The 18,484-nt window shown below is 69.7% G+C and carries 14 protein-coding genes; 9 read left to right on the top strand and 5 right to left on the bottom strand.

The window, feature by feature from the left end; all coding sequences use genetic code 11:
- The gene (locus tag R0232_RS31635; RefSeq protein ID WP_431510598.1) at positions 1-765 is read right to left on the bottom strand and encodes a winged helix-turn-helix domain-containing protein; all 765 of its coding nucleotides are present in this window, start codon (positions 763-765) and stop codon (positions 1-3) included.
- Between the two features lie 150 nt (positions 766-915).
- The gene (locus R0232_RS31630; RefSeq protein WP_431510597.1) at positions 916-4,131 is read right to left on the bottom strand and encodes a bifunctional cytochrome P450/NADPH--P450 reductase; all 3,216 of its coding nucleotides are present in this window, start codon (positions 4,129-4,131) and stop codon (positions 916-918) included.
- 377 nt (positions 4,132-4,508) lie between these two features.
- Here R0232_RS31630 and R0232_RS31625 point away from each other — a divergent pair, with 377 nt between their 5' ends.
- The 5 genes from R0232_RS31625 to R0232_RS31605 all read left to right on the top strand — a co-directional run bounded on the left by R0232_RS31625 (position 4,509) and on the right by R0232_RS31605 (position 9,523).
- Positions 4,509-5,477: a TRAP transporter substrate-binding protein gene (locus tag R0232_RS31625; RefSeq protein ID WP_208511590.1), complete on the top strand. Its 969-nt coding sequence runs from the start codon at positions 4,509-4,511 to the stop codon at positions 5,475-5,477.
- Between the two features lie 2 nt (positions 5,478-5,479).
- Positions 5,480-6,013 carry a TRAP transporter small permease gene (locus R0232_RS31620; RefSeq protein WP_398498545.1) on the top strand — a complete coding sequence of 178 codons (534 nt, stop codon included), beginning with the start codon at positions 5,480-5,482 and terminating at the stop codon, positions 6,011-6,013.
- A 7-nt stretch (positions 6,014-6,020) separates the two neighbouring features.
- On the top strand, positions 6,021-7,334 hold the full coding sequence (locus R0232_RS31615) for a TRAP transporter large permease (RefSeq protein ID WP_208513605.1): 1,314 nt from the start codon (positions 6,021-6,023) through the stop codon (positions 7,332-7,334).
- A 318-nt stretch (positions 7,335-7,652) separates the two neighbouring features.
- Positions 7,653-9,278 (top strand): hypothetical protein, encoded by a 1,626-nt coding sequence (locus R0232_RS31610; protein WP_431510596.1) that lies wholly within the window; start codon positions 7,653-7,655, stop codon positions 9,276-9,278.
- 47 nt (positions 9,279-9,325) lie between these two features.
- Positions 9,326-9,523, top strand: a complete 198-nt coding sequence (locus R0232_RS31605; RefSeq protein WP_057594440.1) for a hypothetical protein — start codon at positions 9,326-9,328, stop codon at positions 9,521-9,523.
- Positions 9,524-9,569: 46 nt separating this feature from the next.
- Here R0232_RS31605 and R0232_RS31600 read toward each other — a convergent pair whose 3' ends face one another.
- Positions 9,570-10,262 (bottom strand): GntR family transcriptional regulator, encoded by a 693-nt coding sequence (locus R0232_RS31600; RefSeq protein WP_208513607.1) that lies wholly within the window; start codon positions 10,260-10,262, stop codon positions 9,570-9,572.
- Positions 10,263-10,586: 324 nt separating this feature from the next.
- Here R0232_RS31600 and R0232_RS31595 point away from each other — a divergent pair, with 324 nt between their 5' ends.
- Genes R0232_RS31595 through R0232_RS31585 form a run of 3 tightly spaced genes read left to right on the top strand, consistent with a single transcriptional unit; the run spans position 10,587 to position 14,709 of the window.
- On the top strand, positions 10,587-11,378 hold the full coding sequence (locus R0232_RS31595; protein WP_431510595.1) for a LamB/YcsF family protein: 792 nt from the start codon (positions 10,587-10,589) through the stop codon (positions 11,376-11,378).
- Positions 11,378-12,982, top strand: coding sequence for a 5-oxoprolinase/urea amidolyase family protein (locus R0232_RS31590; protein WP_431512945.1), 1,605 nt, complete (start codon positions 11,378-11,380; stop codon positions 12,980-12,982). Before R0232_RS31595 ends, R0232_RS31590 begins: the two co-directional genes overlap by 1 nt.
- Entirely contained in the window at positions 12,979-14,709 is a 1,731-nt protein-coding gene (locus R0232_RS31585; RefSeq protein WP_431510594.1) for an acetyl/propionyl/methylcrotonyl-CoA carboxylase subunit alpha, read from the top strand. Before R0232_RS31590 ends, R0232_RS31585 begins: the two co-directional genes overlap by 4 nt.
- 4 nt (positions 14,710-14,713) lie before the next feature.
- On the opposite strand, the gene R0232_RS31580 is transcribed toward R0232_RS31585, so the two are convergent.
- Positions 14,714-15,973 carry a branched-chain amino acid ABC transporter substrate-binding protein gene (locus tag R0232_RS31580; protein WP_431510593.1) on the bottom strand — a complete coding sequence of 420 codons (1,260 nt, stop codon included), beginning with the start codon at positions 15,971-15,973 and terminating at the stop codon, positions 14,714-14,716.
- Between the two features lie 23 nt (positions 15,974-15,996).
- The gene (locus R0232_RS31575; RefSeq protein WP_431512944.1) at positions 15,997-16,668 is read right to left on the bottom strand and encodes a TetR/AcrR family transcriptional regulator; all 672 of its coding nucleotides are present in this window, start codon (positions 16,666-16,668) and stop codon (positions 15,997-15,999) included.
- Positions 16,669-16,846: 178 nt separating this feature from the next.
- On the opposite strand from R0232_RS31575, the gene R0232_RS31570 reads away from it, so the two are divergent.
- On the top strand, positions 16,847-18,484 hold the full coding sequence (locus tag R0232_RS31570; protein WP_431510592.1) for an AMP-binding protein: 1,638 nt from the start codon (positions 16,847-16,849) through the stop codon (positions 18,482-18,484).

Raw genomic sequence — 18,484 nt, 5'->3', positions numbered from 1 at the left:
TCAGGCCTCGGCGTAGCCGGCCGGCTCGCAGGCGAACTCCGCCTGCGAGCGCACTTCCTGCAGCATGTAGCCGCGCCCGTAGGCGGCGCGCAGCACCAGCCCGCCATCCTCCTGCAGCGCCAGCTTCTTGCGCACGCTGGCCGCGGCGATGTTGAGCGCGCGGGCGCCCTCGTGCGGCGGCCGCTTCCACAGCGCGATCCAGAGGAACTCGCGCGTCAGCAACTGGCCGAGGTGGCGGAACAGCATCAGCGCGAGGTCGAACTCGCGCGGATCCAGGCGCACCTCGCGCCCGCGCCGCAGCACCAGCCGCTCGTGCGCGAGCAGGCGGTAGTCGCCGCAGACCAGTTCCTGCGCTTCGGCGCTCGGCCGCGCCGGCGTGCGCGAGCGCGACAGCAGGGCGCGCAGGCGCCATTCGAGTTCGTGGTCGGCCAGCGGCAGCGGCGCGAAGTCGACCAGGCCGTGGCCATGGCACAGCGCCTCGACGGCGGGCGGCGTGCGCCAGGCCGAGTCCTCGGCGAGCAGCAGCATCGGCATGCGCTGCAGCCGGCAGGCGGCCGAGAGGTCGGCCCAGGCCGTTTCATGTTCGGGATGGAGCAACAGCAGGTCGAAGCGCCAGCCGCCCTGCAGCGCCTTGAGCAGGCCGGTGGCGCCGTGGAACGGCATCGCGCCGTAGCCGCGCCGTGCCATGCGCTGCGCGAGCGCCGCTCCCCGGACGGCATCGCCGTCCATCACCGCCGCGCGCAGCGGTTCGTCTGCCCTGAGCATTCGCCATGCCTCCCGGTTGTTGATCGGATCGCGGATCCCGTGGATCTCGCGAGAGGCCGATCTTCGGCGGGAGGGTCTAGGCGTGAAAAACCAGAACCGGCGGAAAGTTAGTCCAATTGCTCCAACTTTCTTCGCGCGGCGACGGGCGCGTCAGCTGCCGGCCCAGACGTCGAGCACGTAGCGCTGGTCCGCGATCATCCGGTCCATCCAGGCGGCGCTGTCCTGGCCGTGCTCACGCGCGATGTCGGACAGCGCGCGCCGCACGTCGGGCTCCATGCGCGAGCCGTCGCCGCAGACGTAGACCACGGCGCCGGCTTCGAGCAGCGCCCACACCTGCGCCGCCTGTTCGCGGATCAGGTCCTGCACGTAGACCTTGCGCTCGCCCGCGCGCGAGAAGGCGGTGTGCAGCTTCATCAGGCCGCGGTGCGACCAGGCCTTGAGCTCCTCGGCGTAGATGAAGTCCTGCTCGGGATGGCGGCAGCCGAAGAACAGCAGCGCTTCGCCGAGCGCGGTGCCGGCCTCGGCCTGCGCCGCGCGCTCCTGCAGGAAGCCGCGGAACGGCGCCAGCCCGGTGCCGGGGCCGATCATGATCAGCGGGCGCTGCGCGTCCTCGGGCAGGCGGAAGCCCTCGGCCGTGGTCTCGCGCACCACGCCGTGCACCGTGTCGCCGGCCTCGGCGCGCGCCAGGAAGTTGGAGCACACGCCCTCGAAGGTGCCGAGGCCCGACTTGGCCGGGCCGCTGACCACGCCCACCGTCACGCTGCACTTGCCGGGCGTCATCGTGGGCGAGGAGGAGATCGAGTAGTAGCGCGGCGACAGCGGCGACAGCATCTCGAGGAACACGGCGAACGGCACCTGGCAGGCGCGGTGCTCCTCGAGCAGGTCGAGCAGCGACTTGCGCTTGTGCAGCACCTCGGCCTTGTAGGCCGCCTGCGAGGCCTCGTCGCTGCCCGACAGCGCCACCAGCTTCGGCTTGGTGAACGGGCATTCGGTGTAGGCCGCGAGCGTGGCGATCTGCTTGCGCGTGGCCACGTCCTGCAGCTCGACGTAGTCGCCCAGCAGGCGGTCGACCGCGATCACCTGCTCGACCGGCAGCGCCGGCTTGCGGCCCGCGATCGCATGCAGCCGCACATGGGCCGTGCGGTCGAAGCCGAAGCGCGCCATCGCGCGCTCGACCTGCTTCGGGCTGTTGCGCGGCACCACGCTCAGGTGGTCGCCGGCGCGGTAGACCAGGCCCTCGGGCAGCATCAGTTCGACGTGGCGCGTGGAGCGGCCGGCCTCGCCGCCGGCGTGCTGCAGCTCGCGGTTCTCGATCACGCGCAGCGCCACCGCGCCCAGCGCGTCGACGATGGCGTTGTTCTGCGGCGGCGGCAGCTCCTCGAGCGTGTAGAGCGGTTCGCTCTGCGCGGGCGTGTCGGCGCCGGTCTTGATGTCGAAGGCCTTCACCAGCTCGGGCCACAGCGCGTCGCTCCAGTCCTGGAAGGCGCCGTCCATGTCCTCGCGCGCATCGCCCTCGCCGCGCGGATGCACGCGCGTGGCGCCCAGCGCCTCGAGCCGCTCGTCGATGCGCCGCGGCACCGCCTGGTAGGTGGCGGCCCAGTCGGTGTTGCCGCAGCCGAACACGCTGAAGCGCACGCCGTTGAGCGCGTCGTCGGCCTTGTCGAGCCAGCGGTGGAACTCGGCCGCATTGTCGGGCGCCACGCCGTTGTACGAGGCGCAGACGATGGCCACCGCGCCGTTGGCCGGCAGCCGCTCGGCGTAGTCGTCGAGCGAAGCCAGCTGGGTCGAGAAGCCGCGCGCCTCGCCGGCCTCGGCGAGCTGGCGCGCCAGGTCCTCGGCGGTGCCGAGGTTGGAGCCCTGCAGCACCAGCAGCGAGGTGCCGTGGCGCGCGGCCTGCGGCTTGCGCGCCGCCGGCTGCACGGGCTGCACCGGCGCGGCCGCCGCGTCGTTGATGTTGCCGCGCGGGCGCGTCGCGGGGTCGCGCAGCAGCGCCTTGATCCTGAAGCCCTCGGGCTTGATGGTCAGCGCTTCCTTGATCTTGAGCTTGTAGCCGGTGTGGTCCACCAGGGTGAAGCGCTGCAGGATCATGCCCAAGGTCAGCACCGCCTCCTGCAGCGCGAACTGGCGCCCGATGCAGGCGCGCTGGCCGTTGCCGAAGGGCTTGAAGGCGTTGACCGGGCGCTCGCGCTCGGCCTCGCGGCTGAAGTTGTCGGGATCGAACTGGTCGGCGTTCTCGCCCCAGATGCCCTGGTCGCGATGCAGCGCCAGCGCATGCATGATGACCATGTTGTTCTTCTTGATCGTGTACTGGCCGCCGATCTGGGTGTCTTCCTTCGCGCGCATCGAGATCGCGGGCGCGGTCGGGAACATGCGCAGCGACTCCTTGAGCACCTGCATCACGTATTGCAGCCGGTTGACCTGCGCGTAGGTGGGCTTGAGCGAGGTGTCGGGCCCGAACACGTTGTCGACCTCGGCCTGCGCCTTGGCCAGCGCCTCGGGGTTCTTCAGCAGGAAGTAGATGGCGAACGAGAGCAGGCCGCTGGTGGTCTCGTGGCCCGCGATGAGGAATTCGATGCACTCGTCGCGGATCATCTTGTCGGTGAGCTGCTCGCCGCTCTTCTTGTCCACGCCCGCGATCATGTAGCTCAGCAGGTCGGGCTTGGTCGCGATGTCGGCGCCGCTCGCGCGCCGCTCCTCGATGATGTCCTCCACCATCTTGTGCATGTAGCGGATGTCCTTGCGCTGCTGCGCGAGCTCCTTCTTGAGCATCAGCTCCTCGAGCGGCAGGCCGCGCCGGTTCTGCACCGTCTCGAGCGTGCGCACCATCGCGTCGACGAAGGGATGGAAGCCCTCGCGGTAGAAGGAGTTGAAGCGGTAGCCGAAGCCGCACAGGCCGATGGTGTCGAGCGTGAGCGCGGTCATGTCGCGCACCACGTCGACCTCCTCGTCGAAGTTCAGCCGCTCCCACTTGGTCACGAGCTGCCCCGCGATGTCCAGCATCATGGGGTGGTAGGCCTGCATCGCTCGCTGGCTGAAGTTGGCCAAGAGGATGTTGTGCGGCTTCGACCAGGTCTCCTCGTGGGTGTCGGAGGTGAACAGGCCGTGCGAGGCGGCGCGCAGCCGGCGCAGCGCGCCGCGCGTGCTCTTGTCGAAGCGCGCCTCCTCGCAGAGTTCGTCGACCAGCGCGGGCGACGACACCACGATCACCGGCATGCCCGGCATGTCCAGCCAGTAGATGCCGCCGAGCTCCTGGGCGATCTTCCACATGTCCAGCACCGGGGAGTCGGAGCCGATCGACAGCAGGTTGCCCACGAAGGGCTTCTTGGCGGGATGGGGGATCGGGTGGAGCGAGTTCTTGCCTGCCATGGTCTGGATGTTGTGCTTCTGCGGGAGACGGCCGCGGGGCGCGCCGAGGGGGAACGACCACTGGAGTATCGAAGCGGCTCCCCCGGCGGCAGGACGGGGTTTCCCTTAGCAAATGTCAGGGCGCAGGCTGGCGCCGGCCGCGGCATGGCGAGGCAAGTAACCCGCACGTATTCGGGTTTTCATCACGCCTCATTGTTGGGCATACGCACGAGAATTGTTCAACAATAAATTCAAAAGGCCAGAAACCGATGCCGAAGTTGTTCATTTATTTGGCATGGGCCTTGCATTGTGGGGAGCAGGCCGGGGGACTGGCCTGGACCCGCCGTTTCGCCTTCCGCCCATCACCGGTCACGTCACTTTCTCGAGGAGTCCCGTTCATGTTCCGTCCATCCTTCGCCGCTCTCGCGCTCTCCTGCCTGGCTGCCTCCGCGCTGGCCCAGACCAAGTGGGACCTGCCCACGGCCTACCCGGCCAACAACTACCACACCGAGAACATCGCCCTGTTCGCCAAGGACGTGGAGGCCGCCACCGGCGGCAAGCTCAAGATCACCGTGCATGCGAACGCCTCGCTGTTCAAGGCGCCCGAGATCAAGCGCGCGGTGCAGAGCAGCCAGGCGCAGGCCGGCGAGATCCTGCTGGCCAACTTCGCCAACGAGAACCCGATCTACGCGCTCGACGGCGTGCCCTTCCTGGCCACCACCTACCCCGAGGCGAAGAAGCTCTACGACGCTTCCAAGCCCGCGATGGAGAAGCTGCTCGCCGCGCAAGGCATCAAGGTGCTGTTCGTGGTGCCGTGGGCGCCGCAGGGCATCTACTCGAAGAAGGAAGTCGCCTCGGTGGCCGACCTGCGCGGCATCAAGTGGCGTGCCTACAGCCCCGCCACCGCCAAGATCGCCGAACTGATCGGCGCGCAGCCGGTGCAGATCCAGCAGGCCGAGCTCAGTGCGGCCATGGCCACCGGCGTGATCGAGAGCTACATGAGCTCCGCCTCCACCGGCTACGACACCAAGACCTACGAGAGCCTGAAGAACTTCTACGACACCAAGGCCTGGATCCCGAAGAACGCGATCCTCGTCAACGCCAAGTCCTTCGACGCGCTCGATGCCACCACCAAGGCCGCCGTCACCAAGGCCGCGGCCGATGCGGAAGCCCGCGGCTGGAAGGTCGCGATCGAGAAGAACGACGAGTACAAGCGCCTGCTGGCCGAGCGCGGCATGAAGATCCACCAGCCCTCGGCCAAGCTCGACACCGACATGCGCCAGGTCGGCGGCATCATGCAGGCCGACTGGCTCAAGGCCGCCGGTGCCGACGGCGCCGCGATCGTCGACGCCTACAAGAAGAACTGATCGTGCGCCGCTTCCTCGATCGCCTGTACGACGGTGCAGGCGCCCTCGGTGCGTTTTGCGTGTTCCTGATCTTCGTGCTGATGATCGTGGCCGGCGTGGGCCGGCAGATGAACTGGCACGTGAGCGGGCTCAACGACGTGGTGGCGTGGCTGTGCGCGGCTGCGGCTTTCTTCGCGATGGCCCATGCGTTTCGCCACGGCGACTTCGTGCGCGTCACGCTGCTGCTCGAGGCCGTGCCCGAGAAGATGCGCCGCGCGCTCGACGTCACCTGCCTGCTGATCGCGGCGGTGTCGGTGGCCTACCTCACCTACTGGGCCACGAGCTTCACTTACGAGAGCTACGAGTTCGCCGAGATGGCCACGGGCCTGGTCGTGATCCCGATCTGGATTCCGCAATCGACCTTCGCCATCGGCTGCTGGCTGCTTCTGATCGCCATGGTCGACGAACTGGTCGGCGTGCTGCGCGGCCACAAACCCAGCTACCAGCGCGCGGTCGAGGAACGACACGCCGCCGGCGATTTTTCTTCCGAAGTCTGAGCCTCCCATGATCGAAACACTCCTCATCGGTGCGCTGCTGCTCGTCATCATGGTGGTGCTGCTCGCGGGCGGCGTCTGGATCGCGATGACGCTGGCCATCGTCGGCTGGATCGGCCAGGCCTTCTTCACCAACACGCTGCCCGGCAAGAACCTGTTCTCGGCCTTCTGGGAAAGCAATGCGAGCTGGGAGCTCGCGGCCTTGCCGCTGTTCATCTGGATGGGCGAGATCCTGTTCCGCACCAAGCTCAGCGAGCAGATGTTCGACGGCCTGCGGCCCTGGCTCAACAACGTGCCGGGCCGGCTGATGCACACCACCATCCTCGGCTGCGGCGTGTTCGGCTCGGTCTCGGGCTCCTCGGCCGCGACCTGCGCCACCATCGCCAAGGTCGCGCTGCCCGAGCTCAAGCGCCGCGGCTACAACGAGAAGCTCGCCATCGGCTCGCTCGCCACGGCCGGCACGCTCGGCATCCTGATCCCGCCCTCGATCACCATGGTGGTCTACGCGGTCGCGGCCGACGTCTCGATCATCCGCATCTTCCTGGCCGGCTTCCTGCCGGGCTTCCTGCTGATGCTGCTGTTCTCGGGCTACATCGGCTGGTGGAGCCTGCGCAATCCCGACAAGGTGCCGCCGGCCGATCCGCCGACCACCTTCATCGAGAAGATCCGGCTCTCGGGCAACCTGATCCCCTGCGCGCTGCTGATCGTGTTCATCGTCTGGGTGCTGGTCGCGGGCTGGGCCACGGCCACCGAATGCGCGGCCTTCGGCGTGCTGGGTTCGCTCGCGATCGCGGCCTGGGGCCGCAGCCTGACCTGGAAGAACTTCAGCGACGGGATCATGGGCGCCACGCGCACCAGCTGCATGATCATGTTCATCCTCGCGGGCGCGGCCTTCCTCACCAAGACCATGGCCTTCACGGGCATCCCGCGCGAGCTGGCCGAATGGGTCGACGGCATGCACCTGTCGCCCTATGCGCTGATCAGCGTGCTGGTGCTCGTCTACCTCGTGCTCGGCACGGCGCTCGACGGCATCTCGATGATCGTGCTGACCAGCGCGGTGGTGCTGCCGATGATCCAGAAAGCGGGCTTCGACCTCGTGTGGTTCGGCATCTTCGTCGTGCTGCTGGTCGAGATCGCCGAGGTCACGCCACCGGTTGGCTTCAACCTCTTCGTGCTGCAGAACATGACGGGCAAGGACAGCAACGTGATCGCCAAGGCGGCGATCCCGTTCTTCTTCTGTCTCGTGCTGTGCATCGCGCTGGTCACCTTGTTCCCGAGCATCGTGACGATCCTGCCCGACGTCTTCATGGGCGTGGAGCGGTAGCGCCGCTCCCACCCGCGCACACCGCGCCACCACCGATCGACGAACAACCGCCATGAGGCGGAGGGGTGCGCTCGCCCCTAGAGATCCAGAACGAGCAACACCAGAGGCCCAGGGAGTCTGTTTCCAGTGCCGCCCGCGGTCCGCGAGGACCGCAGGAAGCGGCGCGACCAGACCGGAGGGATTGCGAACGAAAAACCCACGACGTCCCCAGCGAGAAGCGATCAGGGAAGCCGCCGGCGTGCGCGTTGCACCGCGGCTTCCGACAACTCACAAGGAAATCGAAGCATGTTGAATCGTCAAAGAATGAAGCTTTCGGCCATGTCGGTCCTCGTCGCGGCAGTGGTTGCCGCCTGCGGTGGTGGTGGAGGAGGGGACAGCGTCGTCTCCATCGTTCCGCCCGGCACGGGCAATCCGCCCCCCAACACCATGGCCAAATGCAGCTGGGATGCCAGTGCCAAGCTCGCCTACGAAGAGCGCAGGCTCGCGACGCCGCTGCCCTACAGCACCGCCTCGGTGGTGGGCATCGACGAGCGGCCGCTGGCCGACCGCATCGTGAAGGACACGGGGTTCGACCAGTTCGCGCCGAACTTCTCGGCCAAGCTGTGCGGCAGCGATGGCCGCACCAGCGTCGCCGGCTACGACGCCGCGGTGACGCTCGTCAAGTCGGAGGGCGCGGCCCTGTGGCGCGCGGCCGTCGACCGGGTGCAGGGGCGTCGTGCTTCGCCCGCGGGCAGCCAGTTGCCCAACAGCGACGACCGGATGCTGTACTGGGCCCGCGTGCAGATGACCAAGGTGCTGCGCCAGTGGGCACCCGAGTTCGCGCTCTCGGATGCGCAGAAGGCCTCGCTGCAGTGGGAGTTCGAGCGCGCCTCGCGCGGCCAGTACGACATCGAACTGCCCGAAGGCAATGCGCCGAGCGGCGGCAAGTACCGCCGCATGATCGTGAGCGGCTTCGATACCTTCACGCTCGGCGCGCTGGGCACGCCCAACACCGGCCTGCGCAACGGCAACCCCTCGGGCGCCACCGCGCTCGAGATGGACGGCCGCGAGATCACGCTCGACGACGGCAGCGTGCTGCACGTGGAGAGCTACGTGCTGCCGGTGAGCTACGACCCGTTCCACGCGGGCATGCAGGAGGACACGCTGGGTCCGTGGTTCAAGGCCGGGCCGAAGCGCGTCGATGCCTCGATCACCATGAGCCAGGGCAGCGCCAACGTCTTCAACCTCGAGCAGTGGAACGCCCGCTACCACGGTCCCTCGGCGGGCAACGACGGCATCATCTATTGCCCGGTCGGCAACAGGCTGCCGAAGTACGTGCTGCCGATCGGCACCATCACCGTGCCGAACACCGCGCCGATCTCGATGCCGGGCTCGGGCTGCGACACCAACCCGCAGTCCCGCTGGCTGGGCTACGACGCCATCAGCGCCTGGCTCAAGGAAGCACCGCCGCAGTTCACCACCTCGTCGCTGCCGATCGCCGCGATGGTGACCGGCAAGACGGGCGCCGGCGTTGCGCGTCCGCCGGGTGCCACGAGCGAGGGCGCCGACGGCTTCGACGTGACCTGGCACACCAACTACGCGTACTTCGCGGACTGCGACAACGAGGCGGGTACCTCCGTGGCTTCGAACGGCGTGATGAACGCCATGCCCGACCCCTCGCTGGTGAAGGCCCCGCCGGCCACCGCCTGCGCGCAGTCCGGCGGCGGCGGCAACTACCTGTCGAACGAGAGCGCCTACCGCAACACGCTGCTGCGCGATACCTTCAAGCTCGACATCCCGGCGGGCCACATCCACGTGCCGGTGATGACGAACTTCTTCACCGCCGCCACCGGCGGGGTGCCCGACGACAACGCCATGACCGACGCCCGTTTCGAGGCCTACCGCACGGCGATCGTCGCGCAGACGAAGAAGCTGCTGGTGGTGATCGGCAACAACCTCAAGTGACGGGGCACGGCATTCGCTTATCTTCACGAACACACGAAAGCATCACCATGAAACTCAAGCTCACCCTCGCCGCCGCCTCGCTGCTGCTGGCCGGCCTCGCCATGGCGCAGCCCAGCGAGTACTACCTCTGGAAGAACAACAGCACGGGCAAGACCGTCTGCGAGCCCGACATGCCCGCCGACAAGTGGACCAAGCAATCGGGCCCCTACGAGGACCCGAACTGCAAGATCCGCCTCCCGGGCTGAGCTCGACAGAGCCGCGCCGCGCTTCGTGGCGCGGCGCGCGTCGGACCTAGACGCTCCAGCCCGAGTCGTTGATGTGCCGCGCGTACACCGCGAGCACGATGCGTTCGGAATGCACCAGGTAGTCGTTGAGCGCCGCGGCGGCGCGGGCGAATTCGCCGGCCTCCGCGAGCTCCAGGATGCTGGTGTTCATCTCGACGTAGGGCGCATGCAGGAACTCGGCGTCGCGCAGCAGGCCGAAGGCCAGTCGCAGTTCGGCCAGCACCGAACCGAAGAGCTGGTTGAGCCGCTCGCTGTCGGCGAGTTCGACCACGGCCATGTGGAAGGCCATGTTCGCCGTGCCTACGCCGAGCCAGTCGCCGCCGTCGCGGCAGGTCTTCGCGGTCTCGACCGCCTCGCGCATCTTCTTCTTCGCGGGATGGCGCGGGTAGGCCTGCGCGAGCGCCTGGCACTCGATCAGGCGGCGCACGCGGTAGATGTCGATGATCGACGCGATGCTCGGGATGACCACGAATACGCCACGGTTCGGCGCGTGCTTCACGAGGCCGTCCTTGGCGAGCATGCGGAACACCTCGCGCAGCGTGTTGCGCGAGATGCCGAGGCTCTCGCTCAGCGACTGCTCGGACAGGCGTTCGCCGGGCATGAACTCGCCCTGCGTGATCTTCTGCCGCAAGGCTTCGGCCATGCGCTCGCTCAAGGCCTGGGCAGGGGGAGTCAGCGGTTCGGAAGCGGCGGAGGTCATGCGGATGGGGGATTTCAGGGGTGAGGGGTTGTAGCAGATTCCGTTCCTCGCACCGCGGTGCCCGGTGCATGAAATCAGGGTTTGCCCCTGTGAGTCGGCATGCATATTGCTCAACCGATTGATTGAATTGTTCAACAATCAAATAAACTTCGTTCCAACAAAACGGCCAGATTCGAGTCGATCCCATGTTCTTCATGCGCCTTCCGAAGCCCTCCCTCCCGCGCCCGGCCCGGCGTGCCCTTCTGTCGGGCACCGCAGCGTGAGCGCCGCGCCGGGCCGCCCCAAGCAAGCTCGCACCGCAGTGCGAAGCACGAAGGTATTCCAATGAGCGCGCTGGATCTCAACAGCGACCTGGGCGAGAGCTTCGGCGCCTGGCGCATGGGCGACGACGCGGCGATGCTCGGCATCGTGAGCAGCGCCAACGTGGCCTGCGGCTTCCACGCCGGCGACGCGGCCGGCATCCTCGAGACGCTGCGCCATGCCAAGGCCCATGACGTGGCGGTCGGCGCCCATGTGTCCTATCCCGACCTCGCGGGCTTCGGCCGCCGCGCGATGGCGATGGGCAGCGCCGAGCTCGTGGCCGACGTGATCTACCAGATCGGCGCGCTGCAGGGCCTGGCCCGCGCCGCGGGCACCTCGGTGCGCTACGTCAAGCCGCACGGCGCGCTCTACAACGCCATCGCGCACGACGAGCGGCAGGCGCGCGACGTGATCGCCGCCATCCGCGCGATCGACGACCGGCTCTGGCTGGTCGGCCTCGCCGGTTCGCCGCTGCTCGGCTGGGCGCGCGCGAGCGGGCTGCGCACCGTCTCCGAGGCCTATGCGGACCGCGCCTACCGCGCCGACGGCACGCTGGTGCCGCGCAGCGAGCCGGGCGCGGTGCTGCACGACGCGCGGGCGGTGGCGCAGCGCATGCTGCGGCTGGCCACGCACGGCGAGGTCGAGGCCATCGACGGCAGCACGCTGCGCCTGCAGGCCGATTCGGTCTGCGTGCATGGCGACAGCCCCGGCGCGGTGGCGATGGCGCGCGAGGTGCGCGCCGCCTTCGAGCATGCGGGCGTCGCGGTGCGGGCCTTCGCGCGCGAGGACGACGGGCCGGCGGGAGCGCCGCGATGATGCGTTTCCTGCCGGTCAACCTCGACGCGTTGCTGGTCGAGCTCGACGACCTCGCGCAGACGCTCGCGCTGCTGGCCTCGCTGCAGGCCGAGCCGATCGAGGGCATCGAGGAGCTGGTGCCGGCCGCGCGCACGATCCTGGTCCGCTTCCGCCCCGGCGCGGTCACGCACGAGGCGCTCGTGCGGCGCATCGGCGCGCGCCGCCTCGACGGCACGGTCGAGCGCGCGGGCCGGCGCATCGAGATCCCGGTCGACTACGACGGCGAGGACCTCGACGAGGTCGCGCGGCACCTGGGCCTCGCGCGCGAGGAGGTGATCCGCCGCCACACCGGCCACGATTACACCGTGGCCTTCACCGGCTTCGCGCCGGGCTTCGCCTACCTGAGCGGCGGCCACCCGAGCCTCGACGTGCCGCGCCGCGCCACGCCGCGCACCCGCATCCCGGCCGGCGCGGTCGCGCTCGCGGGGCGCTTCAGCGGCGTCTACCCGCAGGCCAGCCCCGGCGGCTGGCAGATCATCGGCGTGACCGCCACGCCGATGTGGGACCTGGGCCGCGCGCAGCCCGCGCTGCTGCAGCCGGGCTACACGGTGCGCTTCGTCGATGTCTCGGGGCAGGCCGCGCCAGCCATCGCGCCACCCGTTCCTGCCCCGGCGCCATCGGCCATGCACGAAGGGCCCGCCCTCGAGATCCATGCCACCGGCCTGCAGGCGCTGTTCCAGGACCTGGGCCGCCACGGGCTCGCGGGCCAGGGCGTCTCGGCCTCGGGCGCGATGGACCGCGGCGCGCTGCGCGCGGCCAACCGCCTCGTGGGCAATGCCAGCGACGCGGCCTGCATCGAGATCGTCGGCGCGGGCTTCCGCTTCAGCTGCCGCGGCGATGCGGTGCTGGCCTTCGCCGGTGCCGACGTGCCGCTGCAATTGCGCGGCGCCAGCGGCGCGCGCTGGACGGTGCCCGTGGGCGAGGCGATCGCGCTGGCCGATGGCGACAGCCTCACGGTCGGCGAACCGCGCGCGGGCCTGCGCAGCTACCTCGCGGTGCGCGGCGGCTTCGAGGTGGCGCCCGTGCTCGGCAGCGTCGCCACCGACACGCTGGCGCACATCGGCCCGCGGCCGATCGCCGCCGGCGACCGGCTGGCGCTGCGGCCGGTGGCGCGCGGTGCCATCGTCGGCCTGCCCGATGCGGCGCCGCCCGCGCCGCCGACGCTGCACGAGGACGTGGTGCTCGACGTGGTGCTGGGCCCGCGCACCGACTGGTTCACGCCCGAGGCGGTCGCGCTGCTCGCGAGCCAGCGCTGGACCGTCACGCCGCAGTCCAACCGCGTCGGCCTGCGGCTCGCGGGCGAGACACCGCTGGCGCGCCTCGACACCGCCGAGCTGCCCAGCGAAGGCACCGCGCTCGGCGCGATCCAGGTGCCGCCGAGCGGGCAGCCCGTGCTGTTCCTCGCCGACCATCCGCTGACCGGCGGCTACCCGGTGATCGGCGCCGTCGCTACCCACCATCTCGATCGCGCCGGCCAGATCCCGGTCGGCGCGCGCCTGCGTTTCAACCCGGTGCGTGCTTTCGATGCGCACTGCCTTCCCGCTCCTTCCTCCGACACGCCATGAAGAAAGTCCTGATCGCCAACCGCGGCGAGATCGCCGTGCGCATCGCGCGCGCCTGCGCCGACTACGGCGTGCGCTCGGTGGCCGTCTACGCCGACGCCGATTTCGACGCGCTGCACACGCGCGCGGCCGACGAGGCCCATGCGCTCGAGGGCACGCGCCCGGCCGACACCTACCTGGCCATCGACAAGCTGCTGGCTGCGGCCGCGCGCAGCGGCGCCGACGCGGTGCATCCGGGCTACGGCTTCCTCTCGGAGAGCGCGGCCTTCGCGCGCGCCGTGATCGACGCCGGCCTGTGCTGGATCGGCCCGCCGCCTTCGGCCATCGAGGCACTGGGCGACAAGGTGCAGGCACGCCGCATCGCGCTCGAGGTCGGCGCGCCGCTGGTGGCCGGCACGCCGGCGCCGGTGCGCGACGCTCAGGAGGTGCTGGCCTTCGCCGAGGCGCACGGCCTGCCGATCGCGATCAAGGCGGCCTTCGGCGGCGGCGGCCGCGGCCTCAAGGTCGCGTGGCGGCTCGACGAGGTGGCCGAGCTCTACGAATCGGCGGTGCGCGAGGCCGTCACCGCCTTCGGCCGCGGCGAGTGCTTCGTCGAGCAGTTCCTCGACCGGCCGCGCCATGTCGAGGCGCAGGTGATCGCCGACACGCACGGCCGCGTGGTGGTGCTCGGCACGCGCGACTGCTCGCTGCAGCGGCGCAACCAGAAGCTGGTGGAGGAGGCGCCCGCGCCCTTCCTCAGCGAGGCGCAGCGCGAGCGCATCCACCGCGCCGCGCACGACATCTGCGCGCGCGCCGGCTATGTCGGCGCCGGCACGGTCGAGTTCCTGCTCGGGCCCACGGGCGCGATCTCCTTCCTCGAGGTCAACACGCGGCTGCAGGTCGAGCATCCGGTGACCGAGGAAACGACCGGCATCGACCTCGTGGTCGAGCAGCTGCGCATCGCCGACGGGCTGCCGCTGTCGGTCAGCGAGACGCCCGCGCCGCGCGGCCATGCCTTCGAGTTCCGCATCAACGCCGAGGACCCGGGCCGCGGCTTCCTGCCCACGCCCGGGCCGGTGCGCCTGTTCGAGCCGCCGTCGGGCCCCGGCGTGCGCGTCGACACCGGCGTGGCCTCGGGCTCGAGCGTGCCGGGCAGCTTCGATTCGCTGATGGCCAAGCTGGTCGTCACCGGCGCCACGCGCGCCCAGGCAATGGCGCGCGCGCGCCGCGCGCTGCGCGAGTTCCGCATCGAGGGCGTGGCCTCGGTGCTGCCGTTCCACCGCGCCGTGGTCGAGGCGCCCGACTTCGTGGCCGAGGACGGTTTCAAGGTCCACACGCGCTGGATCGAGACCGACTTCGCGCAGCCGCTGGCCGCGGCCGTGCGCGCCGAGCCCGTGCGCGATGCCGCGCTGCTGCGCACGGCGGTGGAGATCGACGGCCGGCGCGTGACGCTGGGCCTGCCGCAGGCGCTGCTGCGCGGCATCGGCGATGCGCCGGCCGCACCGTCGTCGTCATCGTCGCAACCCGAGGAGGCCACCGACCCCGCCGCCGTGGCCGCGCCCATCACGGGCACGCTTCAGGCGTGGACCGTGGACGAGGGCGCGCTGGTCGCGCAGGGCGACCCGATCGCGGTGATGGAAGCGATGAAGATGGAAGTGCAGGTCGTGGCCCACCGCGCGGGCCGGCTCGCGCGGCTGGCCGCGGGCGCGGCGCCGGTGGTGGCGGGCACGCCCATCGCGCGCATCGGCTGAGCGTTCAAGGGCGGACCATCTTGCAGTCGGTGCCTTGCGCGAGCTCGTTGCCGCTGTAGACCGCGTCGGTGCGGAAGCCGTAGTTCGTGCCTTCCCAACCCAGCTTCACGGCCTTGCCGTCGACCGGCGCGATGGTGTTGACCACCTGCGGTAGCAGCAGCTGGTGGTCCTCGCCGCGCATGCGCACCGGGCCGACCACCGAGTCGTAGCTCAGGTCCTCGAGCGCGCGCGCCACCTTCACGGTGTCGGTGCTCGCGGCCTTCTCGATCGCGGCCGCGAGCAGGCGCGGCGTCATGTCGATGCGCGGCGCGAGGAAGTCCTTGCCGGTCTTGGCCTTGTAGGCCTTGGCCAGCGCATCGACCTTCGGCGTGCCGGCCTGGCCCGGATGCCATTCGGCGACCCAGGTCAGTTGGCCCAGCTTCGCCTGCGACACCGCCGTGACCGTGCCCGGCACCGAGCCCGCGCTGTGGTTGAAGTAGCGCAGGTCGTAGCCGGCATCGCCCGCGGCCTTGAGCAGCAGCGTCATGTCCTGCCCCCAGTTGCCGGTGATGACCGAGTCGGCGCCGCTCTGCTTGATGTTGGCGATGTAGGGCGAGAAGTCCTTGACCCGGCCGATCGGATGCAGCGCCTCGCCCACGAACTGGATGTCGGGCCGCGCCAGGCCCACGAGCTGGCGGCCGTAGCTGGCCCACTGCTTGCCGTGCGCATAGTCCTGGTTCAGCAGGTAGACCTTCTTCACCTCGGGCGTCTTCTTGATGTAGTTGGCCAGCGCCTTCATCTTCATCGCCGTGTTGGCCTCGGTCTGGAAATGCCAGAAGCTGCAGGCCTTGCCGGTCATCTCGGGATCGATCGACGAGTGGTTGAGCACCAGTAGCTCCTTGCCCGGATTGCGCTGGTTCCAGCGCGCCACCGCCTGCACCAGCGCCGTCACCACCGAGGAGCCCGAGCCGCCGGTCACGATGGCCTTGGCGCCCTGGTCGATCGCGGCCTGCAGCGCGCTCTGGCTCTCCTGCGCCGAGAGCTTGCTGTCGAACTGCAGCAGCTGCAGCTTCGTGCCGCCGAGCACGCCGCCCCTGGCGTTGATCTCCTCGATCGCGTACTGCGTGTGCATCAGCATCAGCTCGCCGACGTTGGAGAAGGGGCCCGAGAGCGGGTCGATGTAGGCGAGCTTGTAGGTCTGCTGGGCCTGCGCGGTGCCGGCGGCACCGGTGGCGATCAGGCAGGCGAGCGCGATCCGCGCCAGGGGCGCCGGGTGGAACTTCATGGTGTGTCTCCTGGGATGGGTGGTCAGTGGCCGGTGCGCAGCCCGATCACGCGGCTCGCGAGCTTCGTGAGCTCGGCCACCACTTCGTCGGGCGAGAGCCGTCCGCCCGGGCGGTACCAGCTGTAGAGGAAGCCCGGCAGGCTGCAGGCCGCGAGCGCGGTGATCTTGGTCTCGTCGAAATCGAGGTCGCCGTCGTGCCGCGCCTGTTCGAGCAGCGGGCACAGCAGGTCGTAGAAGTGGTGCGCGAGCTTCTTCTGCGCGGCCAGGTACTCGGGCCGGTAGACCTGCGGTTCGCGGTAGGGGAAGAAGGCGGCCGGGTGATGCGCCACGGTGGCGCGGATCAGCCGCTCGATGCCCTCGAGCACCTTCTCGCTCGCGCGGCGCGGATCGTCGGCCGCGAAGTCGAGCGCGGTGAAGCAGTCGACCGCGGGGCGCCAGGAGATGGTCTCGAAGATCTCCTGCTTGTCGCGGAAGTAGTAGTAGACGAAGGGCTTCGTGACACCGAGCGCGCGCACGATCTGCGCCATGGTGGTGTTGGCGTAGCCCTGCGCCGCGAACAGCTGCGTGGCGGCCTGCAGGATGCGCTCGCGCTGCAGGTCGGTGCCCTGCGTGGCGGTGCGCTGGCGGCCGGTGCCCTGCGGCAGGTCGGGGCGCGCCGTGAGGGCCGCGGCCTCCGTCGCATGCGCCTCGTGCATGCCCTGCATGCCTGGCACGCGTGGGGGATCGTCCTGCTCCGCGCGCGCCTTGCGCCCAGAGGGTTTGTGCCGTGTCGCGGAAGTTATACCCATGGGTAGGATTGTTCGTGCACCATCCGGCGATGGCAAGCGCCCGCCAGGCGCGAGCGGCTATCGATAACCCTGAGAAAGTGACGCCATGGAGACAACCGACGAACCCTTGCTGCGCGCGCTCCCGCCGCGCGCGCAACAACCGCTGCACGACTACCTGCGCGCCCATGCGCGCGAGCGCGGCGAGCATCCGGCCTGCCACTGGTACGGCCATGCGATGAGCTGGCGCGAACTCGACCGCGCGAGCGACGCCTTCGCCGCGCGGCTGCAGGCCCTGGGCGTGGTCAAGGGCGAGCCGGTGGTGCTGTTCCTCAACAACTGCCCGCAGTACCTGGTGGCGCACTTCGGCATCCAGAAGATCGGCGCCATCGTCTGCCCCAGCGGCCCGCTCAACAAGGAGCACGAGCTTGCCTACCAGGTCAACGACCTGAAGGCGCGCGTGATCGTCGCGGCCGCGCCGCTGCTGCCGGTGGTCGAGAAGGTGAAGCCCGGAAGCGCGCTCGCGCATGTGTTCGTCGTGCACTACGCCGACCTGCTGCCTGAGACGCGCGCGCTCGACCTGCCGGCCGAGCTCGCCGCAGAGTGCAACGCCCCACGCACGGTGCCCGCGGGCTGCGAGGACTTCCTCGCCGTCATGAACGCCGATGCGCGGCCGCGGCCGGTGGCCATCGACATGGACGACGTCGCGCTGATGACCTACACCTCTGGCACCACCGGCCTGCCCAAGGGCGCGATGCTCAGCTACGGCAACGCGCTGTTCAAGACCCGCGCCGCTGCCGACTGCAATGGCGTCGGGCCCGACGACGTGCTGCTGTCGATCGCGCCGCTGTATCACATCGCCGGCATGCTGATGGGCGTCAACGTGCCGGTGCTCACGGGCGCGGCCTCGGTGCTGCTGCACCGCTTCGATCCTCGCGCGGCGCTGCAGGCGATCGCGCGCCACGAGGTGAGCTGGTGGTACAGCATCGCGCCGATGAACGTGGCCTGCATGCAGCTGCCCGACATCGCGGGCTTCGATCTCGCGAGCCTGCGCATGAACCCGGTCACCAGCTTCGGCATCGCCTTCACCGAGCCGTTGGCCGCGCAGTGGCGTTCGCATGCGCCGAACTGCACCTCCTTCGAGGCCGCCTACGGCCTGAGCGAAACCCACACCTGCGACACCTACACGCCGCGCCATGCGCCGCGCTGGGGCACGCAGGGCGTGGCGGTGCCGGGCGTGACGATCCGCATCGTCGACACGGAAACGCAAGCCGACATGCCCACCGGCGAGGTCGGCGAGATCGTGCTGACCAGCCCGGGCTCCTTCAAGGGCTACTGGAACAAACCCGAGGCCACGGCCGCCACGCTGCGCGATGGCTGGGTGCACACGGGCGACATGGGCAAGCTCGATGCCGATGGCTACCTGACCTTCATCGGCCGCTTCAAGGAGATGATCAAGGTCTCGGGCTACAGCGTGTTCCCCGAGGAGGTCGAGACCATCCTGATCAAGCATCCGGCGGTGGCGCAGGCCGCCGTGATCGCGCAGCCCGATCCCGAGAAGGGCGAGGTGGTCAAGGCCTTCGTGGTGCGCAAGCCCGGCGCCGGGATCGCGGCCGAGGCGCTGATCGCCTGGTCGCGCGAGAACATGGCGAGCTACAAGGCGCCGCGCTCCGTGAGCTTCATCGATGCATTGCCCACCACCGGCGCCGGCAAGGTGCTGCGCCGGCTGCTCAAAGACAAGAACTGA

The organism is Variovorax sp. DAIF25, from assembly GCF_050711835.1.
In the GTDB taxonomy this organism is placed as follows: Bacteria; Pseudomonadota; Gammaproteobacteria; order Burkholderiales; family Burkholderiaceae_C; genus Variovorax.
This window is presented reverse-complemented; position numbering and strand designations above follow the sequence as displayed.